Raw genomic sequence first — 16809 nt, 5'->3', positions numbered from 1 at the left:
TATTCAAAATTACTTCTAACTTTTTTCTTAAAAAATACAGAATGAGTGAACAGGTTGTTTCGTTTAGGGAAATGATTAACTAAATGAGTAATCCCTATTTTTTGACTGTTTTTTATGGTGTTTTAGTGGTTTGGGTGTTTTTTTGTGTGGGTTTTTGTGAGTATGTTTACACAAATAAAAAATTAATGAACATGAGAAAAGAAGTGACTTTAATATTCCTTTTTTTAGGAATTATATGTTCGAGCTGTAAGTCGAAAACCAAAAATGAAGCTAATGAAGTAACAGTTTTGGATAAAACTAAAAAAGAAATTAAAGTCGATACTTCTTTAATTAAAATAGCTGATTTACCTATACATATTGATAGTACAAATTATCTTATACACCCTGTAGGATATGGAAATAATAAGGAAGTAAATAAAAGTTATTTTTCTTCAAGTAAAGGAGGAGAAACATATCATTTGACAGGTTTCTATGATAACGAAATTAATGGAATGATGATTAATCTTAAATTTCAGAAATTAGGATCAGATAGGTTTACATCATTAACGAAAGAAAATATTCAGATATCTTCTGTAAGCTTTTTAAGAGAAATGTTTAATGTTACAAAACAGCAAATATTGATGTATAAAGTTATTGATAGTGATACTAATGATGATAAAAAACTCGGTTATGAGGATGATATAAGTTTGTACTTAAGTAAAATTGATGGTACGAATTTTATCAAAATTTCACCTCAAAAACAAAAAGTAATAAATGTTAAGGAGTTGGTTGAAAATAAAAGACTGTATTTTAAAACAACAGAAAGTATAAAGTCAGAAGAAGATAAACTACAAATACATTATTTTTATGTTGATTTAACTAATGAAAATTTTAATGCTATTGAATATTATCCTATAAATGATTAAAAAAATATACATAGTATTTCTTTTCCTTTCATTCGCTGTTTTTTCTCAAACAGAGGAAAACACAACTAAAGAATTTTTAGTAAAAGTTCAAGTAGTGAGTAAAGAAACGCGACGAGCTATTAAAGATGCGAGCGTAGAAGTAAATGGAAGAACTTTTCGGTTTTCTGAAATAACGGGAAGCTATACTGTAAAAGCCACAGCGGGGAGTCAATTAGAGGTATCACATCCTAATTTTAATCGTGTTTTTTATACAATTAAAGATGATGAAGATATAAAGGTGGAAGTAGAAGATTTTACGCTCCAAAAAAAATCAAAACTAAGCTCTTATAGTACAAGAAAGCAAACAGGTTTATATTTACAATATTTAGATTCTGTTCAGTTTTATAAAAAGAAAGATATCGATAAAAGTTTGTCTTTTATTGAAAAAACATTGTTGACAAACCCCAGTAAAAATCAAAGAGCTACTGTATTTAAAGAATTAGCAGATGTATATTTTTATTGGAAACAATACGACTTAGCAATTGAGAATTACCAAATTTCTTTACAAGAAGTAAATTCGCCTAGAGTTCGTTTAAAATTGGCAAAAACAGCCTTTTTATCAGAAGATTATAATAGTAGTGAACAAAACTATTTACAAAGCTTACAAAGCGGAGTATTAAATAACTATTTGAGTCTAACTGCATATCAAGGATTGGGAGATGTGTATCTAGCTCAAAAGAACTACAATCAGGCAAAAGTTAATTATGAAAAAGCATTGGAGATCGCGAAAAAGAACTTAATTACTCCTAAAATAACAGATTTAAACTCCAAACTGGCAGAAGTTTTTGCAGCACAAGGGAACACTCAAAAAGCAGATGGGTATTATAAAAACTCATTAAAGCTAGCATCTGAAGAAAATAAAAAACGCTCGTTAAAAGAACAACAAAAAGTAGCCGATTTTTATAACAAATCTCAACGATACGATGAAGAAATTCAGTTGCGAAAAGAGAGCTTAAAAGAAGCAGATGATATAGTTGTTGAGGCAAAAAATAAAGAGTCTTTGGTTGATTCTATAACCTCGCAAAAAATCAACTATAAAATAGGAAATGCCTACATGCAAAAATCTGAATATGAAGAAGCAATTCCGTATTTAAAAAAGAGTATTGCAGACGCTGATAAAAATAAAGACTTAATCATTCAAAAAGATGCGACTAAGCGTTTGTCGGAAGTATATGCTACGGTTGGAGACTATACGGAAGCCTTAAAAACGTATCAAGATTATGTAAAATTGGTAGATACTTTGTATTCACGAAAAGAACAGGAAATTCAACAAGTAAAACGTTTTAGTAAGCGAATTTCAGATAATCAAAACAGAATAGTAAGTTTAGAAAAAGACAAAGAATTAACAGATAGTAAAATAAGTTTAGCATACAAAGACCAGCAATTGGTAGAGGAGAGTAACAGACGTCAAAAATGGATTATTTATTCATTAATTGGAGGTTTTTTATTAATGGTTTTGTTGGTGTATTTTATGTTTAGAACGAATAAACAACAAAAGTTAGCAAATAACTTATTAGCATTAAAATCGATGCGCTCACAAATGAATCCACACTTTATTTTCAATGCATTGAATTCAGTTAACAGTTTTATTGCAGTAAGTGATGAACGAAGTGCAAATAGATATTTGTCAGAGTTTTCGACATTAATGCGTTCGGTATTAGAAAATTCAGATGAAGATTTTATACCATTGCCAAAAGAAATTGAGTTGTTAGAATTGTATGTGAAGTTAGAGCACAACCGATTTAAAGATAAGTTTGATTATACTATCAATATAGATAAAAGTATAGCTTTAGATGAATATTCGATTCCGCCAATGTTATTGCAACCGTATATAGAAAATGCAATTTGGCATGGGCTTCGATATAAAAAAGAAAAAGGAAAACTTCAAATTTCAATGCTACCTAAAAACAATGATTCTATTACTATTTTAATTGAAGATGATGGGGTTGGAAGAGAGAAATCAATAGAAATGAAGACGAAGAACCAACTCAAACAGAAATCAAAAGGAATGAGTACAATAAAAAATAGAATTGCTATTTTAAATGATATGTATCAGGATAAAATATCTGTGGTGGTTTTAGATGCCTTTGAAGATAGAAGCGGAACTAAGGTAGAATTGACACTGAAAAAAGACGAAAATTAGTGATGAAGATAAAAGCAATTATAGTTGAAGATGAGCAAATAAGTAGAGATATTCTACGAAATTATATTACTAAATATTGCCCAAATGTTGAGTTGTTAGGTGAAGCAAGTAATATTGAAGAAGCACAAAAACTAATTGAAAAACACGAATTGGACTTGGTGTTTTTAGATGTAGAAATGCCTTTTGGAAATGCTTTTGACTTATTAGAAAAAGTAGAAAACCAAACTTTTGAAACAGTTTTTGTAACTGCTTACGATCATTACGCCATTGAGGCATTAAATAATCAAGCAACGTATTATTTGTTAAAACCTATTTCGATAGATGAGTTGATTAAAGCAGTAGGTATTGTAACTGAAATTAAGGAAAAAGAAAATGAGTTAGAAACTACTGTGTTAACTCCCAAAATGACTCATCAAGTAAATGGAAAAATTACGATTCCGCAACAAGATGGATTTGAAGTAGTAGCTGTTGAAGAAATTTTATTTTGCAAAGCAGATGATAACTACACGGAAATCTATTTTGATAATTCTAGAAAGGTGGTGAGTAAAACACTTAAATATTTTGAAGAAGCTTTAAAAGACAGTTCTTTTGTTAGGGTACACAAATCGTATTTAGTCAACGTTAATGAAATAGTAAAGTATAAAAAAGGAAAAGGGGGGAGCGTTATACTGTCAAACGGAAAAGAGATTATGGTTTCAGCATCCAAGAAAGCAAACTTATTATCATATTTTAAATAAAAATTTATGCCAATTATAAAACCAGTAAGAGGGAAGCACCCTCAAATTCCAAATGATTGCTACATTGCAGAAAATGCAACTATTGTAGGCGATGTGCAAATGGGAGAAGCGTGCAGTGTATGGTTTAATGCGGTTATTCGCGGAGATGTACACTATATAAAGATGGGAGATAAAGTAAATGTACAAGATGGTGCAGTAATACATGCAACGTATCAAAAATCACCAACTACTATAGGAGACAATGTGTCGATAGGTCATAATGCATTAGTGCATGGGTGCACTATTCATGATAATGTGTTAGTAGGAATGGGAAGTATAATTATGGATGATTGTGTAGTAGAATCTAATTCCATCATTGCTGCAGGAGCAGTTGTAACAAAAAACACACATATTGAAAGTGGAAGTATTTACGCTGGAGTTCCAGCAAAAAAAGTGAAAGATATTTCTAAAGAACTTATTTCAGGTGAAATTGATAGAATTGCTAATAATTACGTAAAGTATTCAAGTTGGTTTAAAGAATAAATAGAGAAAGTAAAAAAGCTCGGTTTTGGAAACAAAACCGAGCTTTTTTCAATCAAAAACTAATCTACTATAAATCGATATTACTTATCGCTTTTATTTTCTTTACGATGCTTTCTTTTTTTATGTGTTTTTCGGTCACCTTTCTTGCTATGTCTCTTCATTTTTCTAGCAGCCATTTTTTCATAACGTTCATATTGTTGCTCATTTAAAATATGTTTCATTTTAGTTTTGTAAGTAATTTGCTTGTCAAGCATTTTACTTTTCATGGCATATTTTTGATCAGCAGTAGGTTTATTACCGCTTTTTTTCATAGCTTTTCTTTTAGCCCACATTTCCTGTCTTTCAGAAATTTGCTCTGCTACTAAAGGCTTCACTTGTTTTTGTTGAGACTCCGTTAAATCAAGCTGTAAGGTCATTTTTTTTACAGCTAATTCTGTTTTTTGCTCTACAGTTAATTTTTCATGTTTAGTTTTATCTCTCTTTTGAGCTTGAGTAGTAACAGTAAAACCAACTGCTAAAATCAAGATTGTTAGTACTTTCTTCATGTTATTAAATTTAAAGGTTTATTAATTATTTACGCTTCTAAGACCGTTGCAGATTAAAAAAGTTTAAATTTGAAATCGTTTTTAACATTTTTTTAATTTTATATGAAGTCAAATTTCAGATTTTTTTTAAGGTTTTTATTACTAGTTGTGGGTGTGTTTGCACTATTTTTTTTCTGGGCATCCTCTCCAACAATGGACGAGGAAGAATACGCTAAAATTATTACGCATGAGTACGAAAATACTACTGATAATGATTCAATCTATAGTATAGTAACTTATAATATTGGTTATTTAAGTGGAATGACGAATAACCGAGCAATTGCTAAGCCTAAAGAATTATTTGATTCAAATTTAAAAAAGGTACTTACAGAGGTTAAAAAAGTGAATCCAGATATTATAACACTTCAAGAAGTGGATTATAATGCAGCAAGATCTTATGAAGTAAATCAAGAAAAAAAATTAGCAGAGCTAGGTTATAATTATGTAGCAAGAGGTGTAAATTGGGATGAGCATTATGTGCCTTTTCCTTATTGGCCACCAAGTATACACTTTGGTAAAATAGTTTCAGGACAATCAATTTTGAGTAAATACGAATTAAAAGATTATCAGCGCATAGTTTTAGAAAGAGTAGCTGATAACCCTTTTTATAGAGATGCGTTGTATTTAGATAGGTTAGTGCAAGTGGTAAAAGTTACTTTAGAAGGAAAAGAGGTTGTAGTAATAAATTTACATTTAGAAGCGTTTGATAAAACAACAAGAGTAAGACAGTTTGAGTATGTGTTGAACCTTTTTAATAAGTATAAAAAAGAGTATCCAACAATCTTACTAGGAGACTTTAATTCAAAAGCAAGGGATAAAGAAGCTATTATTCAAAAAATGTTTGCAATGGATGGAGTAGGAAATGCGGCCTTTTTTGTTGAGAACCCTGAAAATACATTTGACACAAAAAATCCAGTAGAACGTATCGATTATATTTTTTATACAGAAGATTCTATAGAGTATGTGGAGGGAAAAGTACTAACTCAATTTGGTCAAGCATCCGATCATTTACCAATTGAAATGAAATTTAGATTGAAATAGTAAAAAAAAGACTCAATAGCTTGTTGAATCCTATAATTTTAAAAACTAAAAAACCCGAACAAATTTGTTCGGGTTTTTATCGTGGTGCCTCCAGGAATCGAACCAGGGACACAAGGATTTTCAGTCCTTTGCTCTACCAACTGAGCTAAGGCACCAGTCATTGCTTAAAAGTAACATCTTTAAAATAAAACTCGTAACAGGCGCTACGAGCTTTATTGTGGTGCCTCCAGGAATCGAACCAGGGACACAAGGATTTTCAGTCCTTTGCTCTACCAACTGAGCTAAGGCACCAGTTGCTACTTTCGTTAAGCGGATGCAAATATACAATCGTTTTTTAATTTTACAAAGTAAAAACTTTAAAAAAATGTATCGTAAATTTACAAGCTCAAAGAAATGAAATATGTGCCTAATTATTGATGTTGGAAATACAAGAGTTAAAGTAGCTGTTTTTGAAATAGATACTGTTAAGGAAGTATTTGTTTTTGAGAAAGCAAAAATAATTTCTGAACTAAAAAAAATTACTTCAAGATTTTCAGTTTCCAATAGCATTATATCTTCTGTTGCTAATTTTACAGAAAAAGAAAAGCAAAAAATTGTAGAACTCTTAAATCCAGTTTTTTTGGATTCAAACACAAAAGTTCCGTTTAAAAATTTATACAAAACCCCAAAAACATTAGGAGTCGATAGAATAGCATTAGCATCAGCAGCGATAAATAAGTTTCCTAATAAAAATGTACTGGTGTTAGATGCAGGTACATGCATAACCTACGATTTTATTACTAATGAAGGGAAATACTTAGGAGGTGCAATTTCACCAGGAGTAGCTATGAGGTATAAGGCATTACACACTTTTACCTCCAAATTACCGTTACTAGAAATGGAGGAAGTAGAAAACTTTATTGGGGTTGATACAAAAAGTTCAATCCATTCAGGAGTTATCAATGGGGTTTCTAATGAAATAGATGGAATTATAGCACAATATCAAAAAAAATATCCAGATTTAACAGTAGTTTTAACAGGAGGGGATACATATTTTTTGTCAAAACAATTAAAAAGTGTCATATTTGCCCATCCAAATTTTGTTTTGGAGGGGTTACATACTATTTTGATACACAATTTAGCGAATGATTAAGAGATTTATATTAGGAGTTTTTGTACTAACTACGTCAACAATATTAGCACAAAGAAATAGTGCTTCACCATATTCTTATTTTGGTATAGGTGAAAATTTTGAGGCAGTAACAGTAGAACAAGCTTCTATGGGAGGTATTGGTGTTGCAATGAAAGATTATCATCACCTAAATTTTACAAACCCAGCGGCGAATGCTGATTTAAGGGCTGCAACCTATGCTATAGGAGGTAGCTTAACTTTTTTGACAGTTAAAGAACAAGATGCTTCTCAAACAGGAAACTCAACAAGTTTAAGGTATATTTCATTAGGTTTTCCAGTTGGAAAAAAAGCAGGTTTATCTGTAGGTTTACAACCTTTTTCATCTGTAGGGTACTCATTGTTAGATGATAATGATGCTGATAATGTTACTTTGTTTACAGGAGAAGGAGGGGCGAATAAAATATACGCTAGTTTTGGTATGTATGTTTATAAAGGTTTGTCTATTGGGGCAGAAGCTGGTTTTATTTTTGGAAATATAGATAATAGCGTTTTAAATCAAAGAGCAGATGTCGCATTAGCAACTAAACATGAAGAATCTTTTAATGTTAGAGGCGGACAGTTTAAGCTGGGGTTACAATACAAAACAGAACTAAAAAATAAATTGCAATTATCTACAGGAGCATCATTTACCATGTCTACAGATTTATCTGCAAAAGGGTCGGAGAAAATGTATTCATTATCATTTAGTGGATCTGGGCAAGAAGTTCCAAGAGATGAACTATTCAATAGAGCTTTAAATGGAAACATAAATGCACCTTTGAAAAGTGTTTATGGTTTCGGTCTAGGAAAAGAAAATAAGTGGTACGTAGGAATCAACCAAGAATTTCAAAGTGCTTTAGGAAGTAATAGTGTTTTTATAGCTGATGGATCATCTCATAAGTATGATGATTCAAGTAAGTTTGCAATAGGAGGGTACTATATTCCAAAATTAAATTCAATTTCAAGTTATTGGGATAGAGTGACGTACAGAGCAGGTTTGCGTTTTGAAGATACAGGGTTGTTAGTGAAAACTACCAATAATTTTACTGCTGTAAAAGACTTTGGCATAAATGTTGGATTAGGATTGCCATTACCGAGACAATTATCAAACGTAAATGTAGGATTTGAGTACGGGCAAAGAGGAACGACTAACAATAACTTGATAAAAGAAAACTACTTTAACGTAAGGTTAAGTTTATCTTTAAATAGTCTTAAGTGGTTTCATAAGAATAAAATAGATTAACAAAAACTGAGAACGATGAAAAAAATTACGTATTTACTAACAGGATTATTTTTGTTTGTAGCCGTAAATGGAGCGAAAGCGCAAGCAAGCCAAGAGTGTCATATAAAGTATAACCTATTTAAAGGAGATGCTACAACTAAAAAATATACTCAAGCAAAACCTAATTTAGAATACTTATTAGATAACTGTGCTACATTATCTGTTAATATTTATAAATATGGGGCTAAAGTTGCTGAAAACTTAAAAGATCCAGTTTTAGCTAAAAAAGTATATGAAACGAGGTTAGTTAATTTTCCAGATAAAGATCCAGCAAAAGCACATAGTGATTATGCAGAGTTTTTAATTGAAAATAAGTTAGCGACAAATGATAAAGTTTTTGAAATCTTAAAGAAAGCTTATGATCTTTCTCCAAAAGATATGGGAGTTAAAAATATCTTTAGATATTTCCAAATGATAGCAGATAAGTATCAAGATACAAATCCTCAAAAAGTATTTGATACGTATGATGATGTTATGGAGTCTGTAGATGAAAAATTAGAAGATTATAGCAAGAAAATAGCTAAATTGCAAGAGAAAGATTCTGTAGGAACTATTACCTCTAGGGAAAAAAGTCTTTTAAGAGCATATACTATTAATTCATCATCATTAGGTCAAGTAGAAGGAGGTTTAGATGCTAAAATATCTAAAATAGCAACTTGTGAAAGATTAATACCAATTTACTCTAGAGATTTTGAGCAGAACAAAACTGATGGTGTTTGGTTAAAAAGAGCAGTGTCAAGAATGTATAATAAAGGATGTCAAACAGATCCTTTGTTTGAGAAATTAGCAAATGAATATGCTAAGGTTACACAATCTGCTGATGCATATAACTTCTTAGCTGGTGTGTTAGCTAAAAACGGAGACAATGGTGGAGCTGCTGAAATGAGAAAGAAGGCATTCGACTTAGAAACAGATCCATTTAAAAAGGCTAAGTATAAGCTAAGAGAAGCACAAAATGCTGGTGGAAGTAGAGCTAGAGCTTTAGCTTACGAAGCATTAAAGTATAACCCTAATATGGGAAAAGCATATTTATTCATTGCAAGTTTATACCAAAGAAGTGCAAATTCATGTGGTAGTGATGAGTTCGAAAAAAGAATGGTATATGTAGCAGCTTTAAATAAAGCTTTAAAGGCTAAAAAAGTTGATCCAGGATGTGGAGCTAACAGATACATTTCTAGTTATAGAAAAAATGCACCATCTAAAAAGTTAATATTCCAAAAAGGAATGTCTTCAGGTGCTAGTTATAGAGTAGGGTGTTGGATTGGAGAAACTGTTCGTGTACCTTAATAGAATTTAATGCTTAAAAAAGCAACACATATATACAATAGCATTGCTACCATTTGTTTGGTGGCAATGTTTTTTTCTTGTACCAACTCTAAAAAGGAGGTACGGGATTTTTTAGCAGATAAAAATTTACCAGTAGGTTCGGCAGTAAATATTTATCATGTTCATAAAGATTCTGGAAGAATAAGTTCAAAAACCAAAGCACCTGTTTTTTATGATTATTCAAATAGGAAAGAACACCCTTATAGTGAGTTTCCTAAAGGAATTGAAATTGTAACTATAGATAAAAACGGAATAGACTCAACCACAATATCAGGTAACTATGCACTAACCTATAATAAGACAAAAGTATCTGAAATTAGAGGGAATGTGGTAATTACGAATCATACGAATCAAACAAAACTTGAAACTAATCAATTATTCTGGGATCAAAATGAACACTACTTTTTTACAGAAGACGGTTTCAGGTTGACAATGCCTAATGCAGTTATAAATGGGTTTGGTTTTGAATCTAAAGAGGATTTATCAAAACACACAGCTAAAGATATTACAGGAGATATAGAAACAACACAAAAAGATATATAATGAATGCACTTTGGAAATATTTACAATATGGATACTTAGTTATAGGAGTAGTCTTTTTTGTTGAGGGAATCTTAAAATGGAATTCTGATAGACAAGAAGCGTTTATTATGTTTGGATTTGCTATCTTTATCATATTAATTTTCTTCTTTAAACGACATTTTAGAAGAAAAGTAGAAAAAAGAAACAAAGAACGTTAATGCAACCCGAACTCTTAATTATTCTTACTTCTATTTTGTTTTCAGCCTTTTTTTCTGGCATGGAAATAGCCTTTATATCGGCAAATAAACTTCACATAGAATTAGAGAAAAAGGGAGACGGTATACTCTCTAAAATTCTAACCAAACTAACAGAAAAATCTTCAAAGTTTATTACCACTATGTTAGTAGGTAATAATGTAGCTTTAGTTATTTATAGTTACTTTATGGGAGAGCTGTTAATGAGTTGGTTCCAATCCTTTTTACCTTCTGATTATACAGTTGTAAATTATGTGTTGTCTGATATAAGTTTATTAACGCAAACACTTATTTCAACAGTAATTATCTTGGTAACAGCAGAGTTTTTACCAAAAGCTATTTTTAGAATTTATGCAAATGAGATGCTTAAATTTTTTGCTATACCAGCCTATATTTTCTATGTTATTTTTTACGGATTTACATGGGTAATTACTAAAATTTCAGATTTTTGCTTGCATGTTTTTTTTCGAATAAAAGAAAATGAAATTCAAACAGAGTTTAGCAAAGAAGAGCTTGGTAATTATATTTCTGAACAATTAGATGCAGGAAATGATGAAGAAGAAGTAGATTCTGAAATTCAAATTTTTCAGAATGCTTTAGAGTTTCATAAAGTGAAATCTCGTGAAATTATGGTGCCAAGAACAGAAGTTGTTGCAGTAGATTTACATGAGACAGTAAGCAGTCTTAAGAAAATATTTATTACAACAGGATTGTCAAAAATCTTGGTTTATAAAAACTCGTTAGATGATATTTTAGGATATGTAAATGCCTTTGAGCTGTTTAAAAAACCACGTACTATCAAGTCAATTTTATTACCCGTAGAGTTTGTACCAGAGTCTATGATTATTAACGATGTACTTAATAATTTAATAAAAAAACGAAAGAGTATAGCGGTTGTAGTTGATGAATATGGTGGAACTTCAGGTATCATTACAGTTGAAGATATTGTTGAAGAATTATTTGGAGAAATTGAAGACGAACATGATACCCAACAATTATTGGAAGAAAAAATTAGTGAAAACGAATTTAACTTTTCAGCACGTTTAGAGGTTGATTACCTAAATGAAGAATATAATTTAGATATACCGAAAGAAGAAGCGTATGAAACCATAGGAGGGTTTATCTTAAACCATACTGAAACAATACCACTACAAGATGAGGTATTAGATATAGAAAACTTCCAAATCAAAATCTTGCAAGTAAGTGCAACTAAAATTAATGATATTTATTTTAAAGTAATTCATAAAGAAGATTAACTTTTCTCCTTTTATAGAGAGAACTCCCTCAAAAACAGCATAAAAAACATTGCATTATTTACTATGAAATTGTATTTTCGCACACTGTTAATAAAATAAATGACGTATGGCAATTTTATCGAAGATTAGAGAACGTTCAATGTTCTTAATTCTTGTAATTGGTTTAGCACTTTTTGCTTTTGTATTAGACCCTTCTACAATATCAGACTTTTTTAGTGCAAGTAAAGTAAATGAAATAGGTGAAGTTAATGGCGAGGCTATATCTCGTCAAGAGTTCGCTGAAGCTCTGGATGCTTACAAAGCACAGACAGGAAATAACATGTCTGAAATGCAAGCTGCAAAAGCAGTATGGAATAACTTAATCCGTCAAAAAATATACAAAAAACAACTAGAAGAAGCAGGAATTACAGTTGGTGATGCTGATATTTTAAACGCCTTATATGAAACTCCAGTAGTTCAAAATGATGCTAGATTCCAAACTTCAGGTATTTTCGATAAAAACAAGTTAAAAGAACACCTAGCTACTATAAAAGAAGAAAATGGACAAGAGTGGGCTGCTTGGCAAAAATATATGGCTTCTATTAAAAGCAATATAGAAAAAACAACATACGACAACTTAGTTGCTGCTGGCTTAGGTGCTTCATTAAAAGAAGGAGAGTCTAGATATTTATCAGAAAACACTAAAGTGTCTGGTAAATATGTATATGTACCTTATACTACAATTGCAGATAGTTTAGTTACCTTAAAGAAAAGTGATGTTCAAAATTATATAAATAAGCATCAAGAAGCTTTTCAAGTTGAAGCTTCAAGAGATATTAATTTTGTAAAATTTAACATTGAACCTACAACAGAAGATGAAGAAGTTATTAAGGCTAATATAGCTAAGTTAATAGAAGACTCAGTAGTGAACAATACACCAGTTAAAGGATTAAAGAATACTACAGATTATAGTGAGTTTTTAGAAGAAAACGATTCTGATGTAAGATTAGATGATAGTTATAAGTTTAAAGTTCAAGTTCCTCAAGTAATTGCAGAAGAAGTTTTCAACGGTAAAGAAGGAGATGTTTTTGGACCGTATAAAGATGCAGGGTTCTTTAAATTATCTAAAATTACAGAAGTAAAACAGTTACCTGATTCTGCGAAAGCAAGTCATATTTTAATCCCTTTTGTAGGTTCTGCTAGTGCAGATGAAACAGTTGTTCAGACTGAAGAAGAAGCTAAGAAAACTGCGGATAGCTTATTAGCAGTTGTAAAAGCAGATAAATCTAAGTTTGCTGATTTAGCTAAAGAAATGTCATCGGATCAAGGTTCTGCTGAAAAAGGTGGATTCTACGATTGGTTTGCATATAATAGAATGGTGCCGTCATTTAGAGACTTTGTTTTTGAAGGAAAAGAAGGAGACATGGGAGTTGTAAAAACTCAATTTGGGTTCCATGTAATTAAAATTGATGGACAAAAGAACTTCCAAACAGTAGTGAAGTTAACTACTTTTGGACGTAAGATTGAGGCTTCAGAAGAAACAGAAAATACAGTATTTCAAAATGCAGAAACATTTGCTTTAGAGTTAGCAAATGGAAAAGCTTTTGAAGAAGCTGTAAAAGAAAAGAACTTAAGTTCTTTGCCTGCTGTTGGATTAAAAGCATTAGATGAAAGCGTACCAGGTTTAGGGAATGAAAGACAAGTCATTACTTGGGCGTTTGATAAAGAAGTAAACGAAGGAGATTTCAAACGTTTTGATATTGAAGGAGGGTATGTAGTAGCTGTATTGACTTCAAAAACGGCAAAAGGATTAATGCCTGTTGATAAGGCAACTGCTAGTGTACGCCCTATCTTAACAAATGAGCGTAAAGCAAAAATGATTGAAGATAAAATTAGTGGTTCAACATTAGATGAAATTGCTAAATCTGTAAATCAAACAGTAAGAGTTGCTACCGATGTAAACTTACAATCACCAACGATTTCTGGCGTAGGTTTCGAGCCAAAAGTAGTAGGAGCAATGATTAATGCAAAAGAAAATGAAGTAGTTAAAAATGTAGTAGGAGATAAAGGAGTATTTACCTTTGTTATTGAAAAGAAAGGATTACCAACAGCATTACCTAACTACGATACATATAGAAAGCGTATTGTAGCTGAAAGACAGAATAAGACATTTCAAATGTATGAGGCGGTTAAAAAAGCGTCTGAAATTGAAGATAACATGAGTTCTTTCTACGGAATTCAATAAGAAATAACGTCATACCAATAAAAAAATCCCGAACTATTTAGTTCGGGATTTTTTGTATAATATAACAAACTAGTCAATTATGAATTTACAGTTGTTTTTAATTTAATCTAAGTGTCTGGATATAGTAGTCACTCTTATTAAATCTAATAAATTGAGAGTCTGTTTTTAGAATTAATGTAATATCTTTAAAAGAAAATTTCTTTTTTCCAGATTTGACCATAATAGGTTTAAGTTTTTGTAAATAATAGTAGTTAACGCATATAAATAGCGCGCAAATAGCATTACGAGTATTTTCTAAATTGGCTTCAGTGAAGTATTCATTTCTTTGGTGTTTCACCTTATTGTGCATTTTCCACCATTTAGGAGTTTTGTTTTCTTTCCAAATTTCAAATGGTTGAATATCAAAAAAATAAAGACCTATATTAACTTTTTCATTAATAATTTCACCTAAACCTTCTCGAATAATTCCTCTATAATCATTAATTTTTTGAGGAGAAGAGGATTCATTTATTTGATAGCAGATATCTTTTAATATTGCGTCCAGCTCTGAACATGCTGATAGTAATATTCTAGTCAGTTCAATAGAGTAGACTTTTAAATTTTCTTCAGAGAAATCTATAAATCTAGAAATTTGCTTAAAATCAGATTCTAAAGCACAGTAATAATCCCAATATTGCATAGATATTTCACTATTTTCATTGTCTTTCATGGTAGCATTATTTTTGAGAAATAATATTATATAATAATTAGTGTGTTACAATTTAAATGATTTTATATTAACGAAGTTAATTTAAGTAAAACAAAAAAGCAATCTCATATGAGATTGCTTTTTTAAGTATATTTTAAAGAATTTTATTAAGCGTTTAATGGTTTACCATCCCAAGCTGCTTTCGCTGCTTCTTTTATAGCTTCAGAGTAGGTTGGGTGTCCATGACAAATACGAGCTAAATCTTCCGCAGAAGCTCTGTATTCCATTGCTACGGCTGCTTCCATAATTAAATCAGCAACACGAGCACCTACCATATGAACTCCTAATATTTCATCTGTATTTTTATCAGCTAATACTTTTACAAATCCATCAGTATCTCCACTTGCACGAGAACGCCCTAATGCACGCATTGAGAATTTTCCAGACTTATAATCAACACCAGCATCTTTTAATTCTTGTTCAGTTTTACCAACAGCCGCTACTTCTGGCCAAGTATAAACAATACCAGGAATTAAGTTATAGTCAATATGAGGCTTCTGTCCTGCTAAATATTCAGCAACCACAACACCTTCTTCTTCTGCTTTATGTGCTAACATAGCTCCACGAACTACATCACCAATTGCATAAATGTTAGAAACGTTGGTTTGTAAATGATCATTTACATCAATCATTCCTCTTTCAGTAACTTTAACACCCGCTTTTTCTAAAGCTAATCCTTCAGTGTACGGACGACGACCTACTGAAACTAAACAGTAATCTCCAGTGAAAGTAACCTCTTCACCTTTTTTATTAGTAGCTTTTACCACAACTTCGTCACCGTTTCTTTCAACAGAAGTTACACCGTGGCTAGCATTAATTTTCATTCCTTGTTTCTTTAAAACTTTAGTTAGTTCTTTAGAAACATCTTTATCCATTGTTGGAGTGATTGTAGGAGCGTATTCGATAACAGTTACATCAGCACCTAAACGCTTGTAAACAGAACCTAGTTCTAACCCAATAACACCACCGCCAATTACTAATAAGTGCTTAGGAACTTCAGGAAGTTTTAAAGCTTCAGTAGAAGTAATTACGCGCTCTTTATCAATAGTAATAAAAGGTAAAGAAGATGGTTTAGAACCAGTAGCTATAATAATGTTAGTACCTTCAATTACTTCTTCAGTACCATCATTTTTTGTGATTTTCACGTGCGTAGCATCTTCAAAAGAACCTAAACCTTCGTAAACCTCAATATTGTTTTTATCCATTAAATATTTGATACCTCCAGTAGTAGTTTCTACTACATTTGCTTTACGAGCTACCATTTTTCCGAAGTCAAAAGAAGGTTTCTCAACAGAGATACCGTGCTCTTCGAAATGATTTACTGCATCATAGTAATGGTGCGAAGAATCTAATAAAGCTTTTGAAGGAATACATCCAACATTTAAACAAGTTCCACCTAAAGTTGAGTATTTTTCGATAATAGCAACTTTAGAACCTAATTGAGCGGCTCTGATAGCAGCAATGTACCCTCCTGGACCAGAACCAATAACGATTAAATCGTATTTCATGAGTTGTGTTTTATTTTTTCATAAATAATGAAGCACAAAAATACAATTATTTGTCGATAAAATTAGTTTTCATATCTTTAAAACTTAAATTCGTCGCATGAAAATTTTCAAAAAAATTATAGGTTTCTTATTACTATTATTAATAATCGCGCAGTTTTTACAACCAAAAAAAAATCAAGGAGAAATAACTACTGTTGACCCTTTTATTACAGAAACCAAACCGAACGATGTAGTACACAAAATACTAAAAACAGCTTGTTTTGATTGTCATAGTAATTCAACTCGCTATCCTTGGTATAGTAGAATAACACCTGTGAATTATTGGTTAGCTGATCATATAAATCATGGAAAAGAAGAATTGAATTTTTCTGAATGGGCTACCTATTCTTTAAAAAGAAAAGAGCATAAGATGGAAGAAGTTTGGGAAGAAGTAGAAAAAGGAAAAATGCCGTTAGATTCATATACGTGGACACATGCAGACGCTCGTTTAACTAAAGAAGAAGTTGAGCAAGTAATTAATTGGGCAAAAAGCGTACAAAATGACTACAAAAAACAGTTAGGGAACTAA

16 protein-coding genes and 2 tRNA genes are annotated in these 16809 nt (G+C 31.1%); 13 read left to right on the top strand and 5 right to left on the bottom strand.

The genetic code is table 11. From position 1 onward, the window contains the following. Positions 1 to 191: 191 nt before the first annotated feature. Genes MK851_RS04760 through MK851_RS04745 form a run of 4 tightly spaced genes read left to right on the top strand, consistent with a single transcriptional unit; the run spans position 192 to position 4346 of the window. A complete protein-coding gene (locus MK851_RS04760) occupies positions 192 to 905 on the top strand; it encodes a hypothetical protein (RefSeq protein ID WP_303511111.1) in 714 nt (237 codons plus the stop codon). Next, positions 898 to 3087, top strand: a complete 2190-nt coding sequence (locus MK851_RS04755; protein WP_303511108.1) for a tetratricopeptide repeat protein — start codon at positions 898 to 900, stop codon at positions 3085 to 3087. Before MK851_RS04760 ends, MK851_RS04755 begins: the two co-directional genes overlap by 8 nt. Before the next feature lie 2 nt (positions 3088 to 3089). Continuing rightward, a complete protein-coding gene (locus MK851_RS04750; protein WP_303511106.1) occupies positions 3090 to 3824 on the top strand; it encodes a LytR/AlgR family response regulator transcription factor in 735 nt (244 codons plus the stop codon). Between the two features lie 6 nt (positions 3825 to 3830). Next, entirely contained in the window at positions 3831 to 4346 is a 516-nt protein-coding gene (locus MK851_RS04745) for a gamma carbonic anhydrase family protein (RefSeq protein ID WP_303511103.1), read from the top strand. An 80-nt stretch (positions 4347 to 4426) separates the two neighbouring features. On the opposite strand, the gene MK851_RS04740 is transcribed toward MK851_RS04745, so the two are convergent. Then, positions 4427 to 4891, bottom strand: a complete 465-nt coding sequence (locus MK851_RS04740) for a hypothetical protein (RefSeq protein WP_303511100.1) — start codon at positions 4889 to 4891, stop codon at positions 4427 to 4429. Between the two features lie 192 nt (positions 4892 to 5083). On the opposite strand from MK851_RS04740, the gene MK851_RS04735 reads away from it, so the two are divergent. Beyond that, positions 5084 to 5971: an endonuclease/exonuclease/phosphatase family protein gene (locus MK851_RS04735; RefSeq protein ID WP_303511095.1), complete on the top strand. Its 888-nt coding sequence runs from the start codon at positions 5084 to 5086 to the stop codon at positions 5969 to 5971. Positions 5972 to 6053: 82 nt separating this feature from the next. On the opposite strand, the gene MK851_RS04730 is transcribed toward MK851_RS04735, so the two are convergent. Next, positions 6054 to 6126 (bottom strand) — tRNA-Phe (locus MK851_RS04730). A gap of 63 nt (positions 6127 to 6189) precedes the next feature. Beyond that, positions 6190 to 6262: transfer RNA gene (locus tag MK851_RS04725), tRNA-Phe, on the bottom strand. A gap of 109 nt (positions 6263 to 6371) precedes the next feature. Between MK851_RS04725 and MK851_RS04720 the strand changes: the two genes are divergently transcribed. The 7 genes from MK851_RS04720 (at position 6372) to MK851_RS04690 (ending at position 13985) form a co-directional block, all read left to right on the top strand. Further along, a complete protein-coding gene (locus tag MK851_RS04720; protein WP_303510798.1) occupies positions 6372 to 7103 on the top strand; it encodes a type III pantothenate kinase in 732 nt (243 codons plus the stop codon). Further along, the gene (locus tag MK851_RS04715) at positions 7096 to 8364 is read left to right on the top strand and encodes a hypothetical protein (protein ID WP_320241907.1); all 1269 of its coding nucleotides are present in this window, start codon (positions 7096 to 7098) and stop codon (positions 8362 to 8364) included. Before MK851_RS04720 ends, MK851_RS04715 begins: the two co-directional genes overlap by 8 nt. 15 nt (positions 8365 to 8379) lie before the next feature. Then, a complete protein-coding gene (locus MK851_RS04710) occupies positions 8380 to 9690 on the top strand; it encodes a hypothetical protein (protein WP_303510794.1) in 1311 nt (436 codons plus the stop codon). Positions 9691 to 9699: 9 nt separating this feature from the next. Then, positions 9700 to 10272 carry an LPS export ABC transporter periplasmic protein LptC gene (gene lptC, locus MK851_RS04705; protein ID WP_320241905.1) on the top strand — a complete coding sequence of 191 codons (573 nt, stop codon included), beginning with the start codon at positions 9700 to 9702 and terminating at the stop codon, positions 10270 to 10272. After that, the gene (locus MK851_RS04700) at positions 10272 to 10469 is read left to right on the top strand and encodes a hypothetical protein (protein WP_115900207.1); all 198 of its coding nucleotides are present in this window, start codon (positions 10272 to 10274) and stop codon (positions 10467 to 10469) included. Before lptC ends, MK851_RS04700 begins: the two co-directional genes overlap by 1 nt. Continuing rightward, positions 10469 to 11761: a hemolysin family protein gene (locus MK851_RS04695; protein WP_320241902.1), complete on the top strand. Its 1293-nt coding sequence runs from the start codon at positions 10469 to 10471 to the stop codon at positions 11759 to 11761. Before MK851_RS04700 ends, MK851_RS04695 begins: the two co-directional genes overlap by 1 nt. 106 nt (positions 11762 to 11867) lie before the next feature. Next, complete coding sequence (locus MK851_RS04690; protein WP_320241900.1) at positions 11868 to 13985, top strand: peptidylprolyl isomerase; 2118 nt, start codon at positions 11868 to 11870, stop codon at positions 13983 to 13985. Positions 13986 to 14082: 97 nt separating this feature from the next. Here MK851_RS04690 and MK851_RS04685 read toward each other — a convergent pair whose 3' ends face one another. Together MK851_RS04685 and lpdA are read right to left on the bottom strand one after the other, a co-directional pair. Beyond that, entirely contained in the window at positions 14083 to 14694 is a 612-nt protein-coding gene (locus MK851_RS04685; protein ID WP_320241898.1) for a hypothetical protein, read from the bottom strand. A 146-nt stretch (positions 14695 to 14840) separates the two neighbouring features. After that, positions 14841 to 16241 (bottom strand): dihydrolipoyl dehydrogenase, encoded by a 1401-nt coding sequence (gene lpdA / locus MK851_RS04680; RefSeq protein WP_320241896.1) that lies wholly within the window; start codon positions 16239 to 16241, stop codon positions 14841 to 14843. A 97-nt stretch (positions 16242 to 16338) separates the two neighbouring features. On the opposite strand from lpdA, the gene MK851_RS04675 reads away from it, so the two are divergent. Beyond that, positions 16339 to 16809 carry a heme-binding domain-containing protein gene (locus MK851_RS04675; RefSeq protein ID WP_303510771.1) on the top strand — a complete coding sequence of 157 codons (471 nt, stop codon included), beginning with the start codon at positions 16339 to 16341 and terminating at the stop codon, positions 16807 to 16809.

The sequence above is a fragment of the Tenacibaculum sp. 1B UA genome (assembly GCF_033978845.1).
Lineage (GTDB): Bacteria > Bacteroidota > Bacteroidia > Flavobacteriales > Flavobacteriaceae > Polaribacter.
The sequence above is the reverse complement of the archived record's forward strand: the minus strand, read 5'-3'. Positions and strand labels throughout refer to the sequence as shown.

Excerpts from the sequence above, each read along its gene's own strand:
- MK851_RS04760 (WP_303511111.1), top strand. The coding sequence starts at position 192 with ATGAGAAAAGAAGTGACTTTAATATTCCTTTTTTTAGGAATTATATGT.
- MK851_RS04755 (WP_303511108.1), top strand. The coding sequence starts at position 898 with ATGATTAAAAAAATATACATAGTATTTCTTTTCCTTTCATTCGCTGTT.
- MK851_RS04750 (WP_303511106.1), top strand. The coding sequence starts at position 3,090 with ATGAAGATAAAAGCAATTATAGTTGAAGATGAGCAAATAAGTAGAGAT.
- MK851_RS04745 (WP_303511103.1), top strand. The coding sequence starts at position 3,831 with ATGCCAATTATAAAACCAGTAAGAGGGAAGCACCCTCAAATTCCAAAT.
- MK851_RS04740 (WP_303511100.1), bottom strand. The coding sequence starts at position 4,891 with ATGAAGAAAGTACTAACAATCTTGATTTTAGCAGTTGGTTTTACTGTT.
- MK851_RS04735 (WP_303511095.1), top strand. The coding sequence starts at position 5,084 with ATGGACGAGGAAGAATACGCTAAAATTATTACGCATGAGTACGAAAAT.
- MK851_RS04720 (WP_303510798.1), top strand. The coding sequence starts at position 6,372 with ATGTGCCTAATTATTGATGTTGGAAATACAAGAGTTAAAGTAGCTGTT.
- MK851_RS04715 (WP_320241907.1), top strand. The coding sequence starts at position 7,096 with ATGATTAAGAGATTTATATTAGGAGTTTTTGTACTAACTACGTCAACA.
- MK851_RS04710 (WP_303510794.1), top strand. The coding sequence starts at position 8,380 with ATGAAAAAAATTACGTATTTACTAACAGGATTATTTTTGTTTGTAGCC.
- lptC (WP_320241905.1), top strand. The coding sequence starts at position 9,700 with ATGCTTAAAAAAGCAACACATATATACAATAGCATTGCTACCATTTGT.
- MK851_RS04700 (WP_115900207.1), top strand. The coding sequence starts at position 10,272 with ATGAATGCACTTTGGAAATATTTACAATATGGATACTTAGTTATAGGA.
- MK851_RS04695 (WP_320241902.1), top strand. The coding sequence starts at position 10,469 with ATGCAACCCGAACTCTTAATTATTCTTACTTCTATTTTGTTTTCAGCC.
- MK851_RS04690 (WP_320241900.1), top strand. The coding sequence starts at position 11,868 with ATGGCAATTTTATCGAAGATTAGAGAACGTTCAATGTTCTTAATTCTT.
- MK851_RS04685 (WP_320241898.1), bottom strand. The coding sequence starts at position 14,694 with ATGAAAGACAATGAAAATAGTGAAATATCTATGCAATATTGGGATTAT.
- lpdA (WP_320241896.1), bottom strand. The coding sequence starts at position 16,241 with ATGAAATACGATTTAATCGTTATTGGTTCTGGTCCAGGAGGGTACATT.
- MK851_RS04675 (WP_303510771.1), top strand. The coding sequence starts at position 16,339 with ATGAAAATTTTCAAAAAAATTATAGGTTTCTTATTACTATTATTAATA.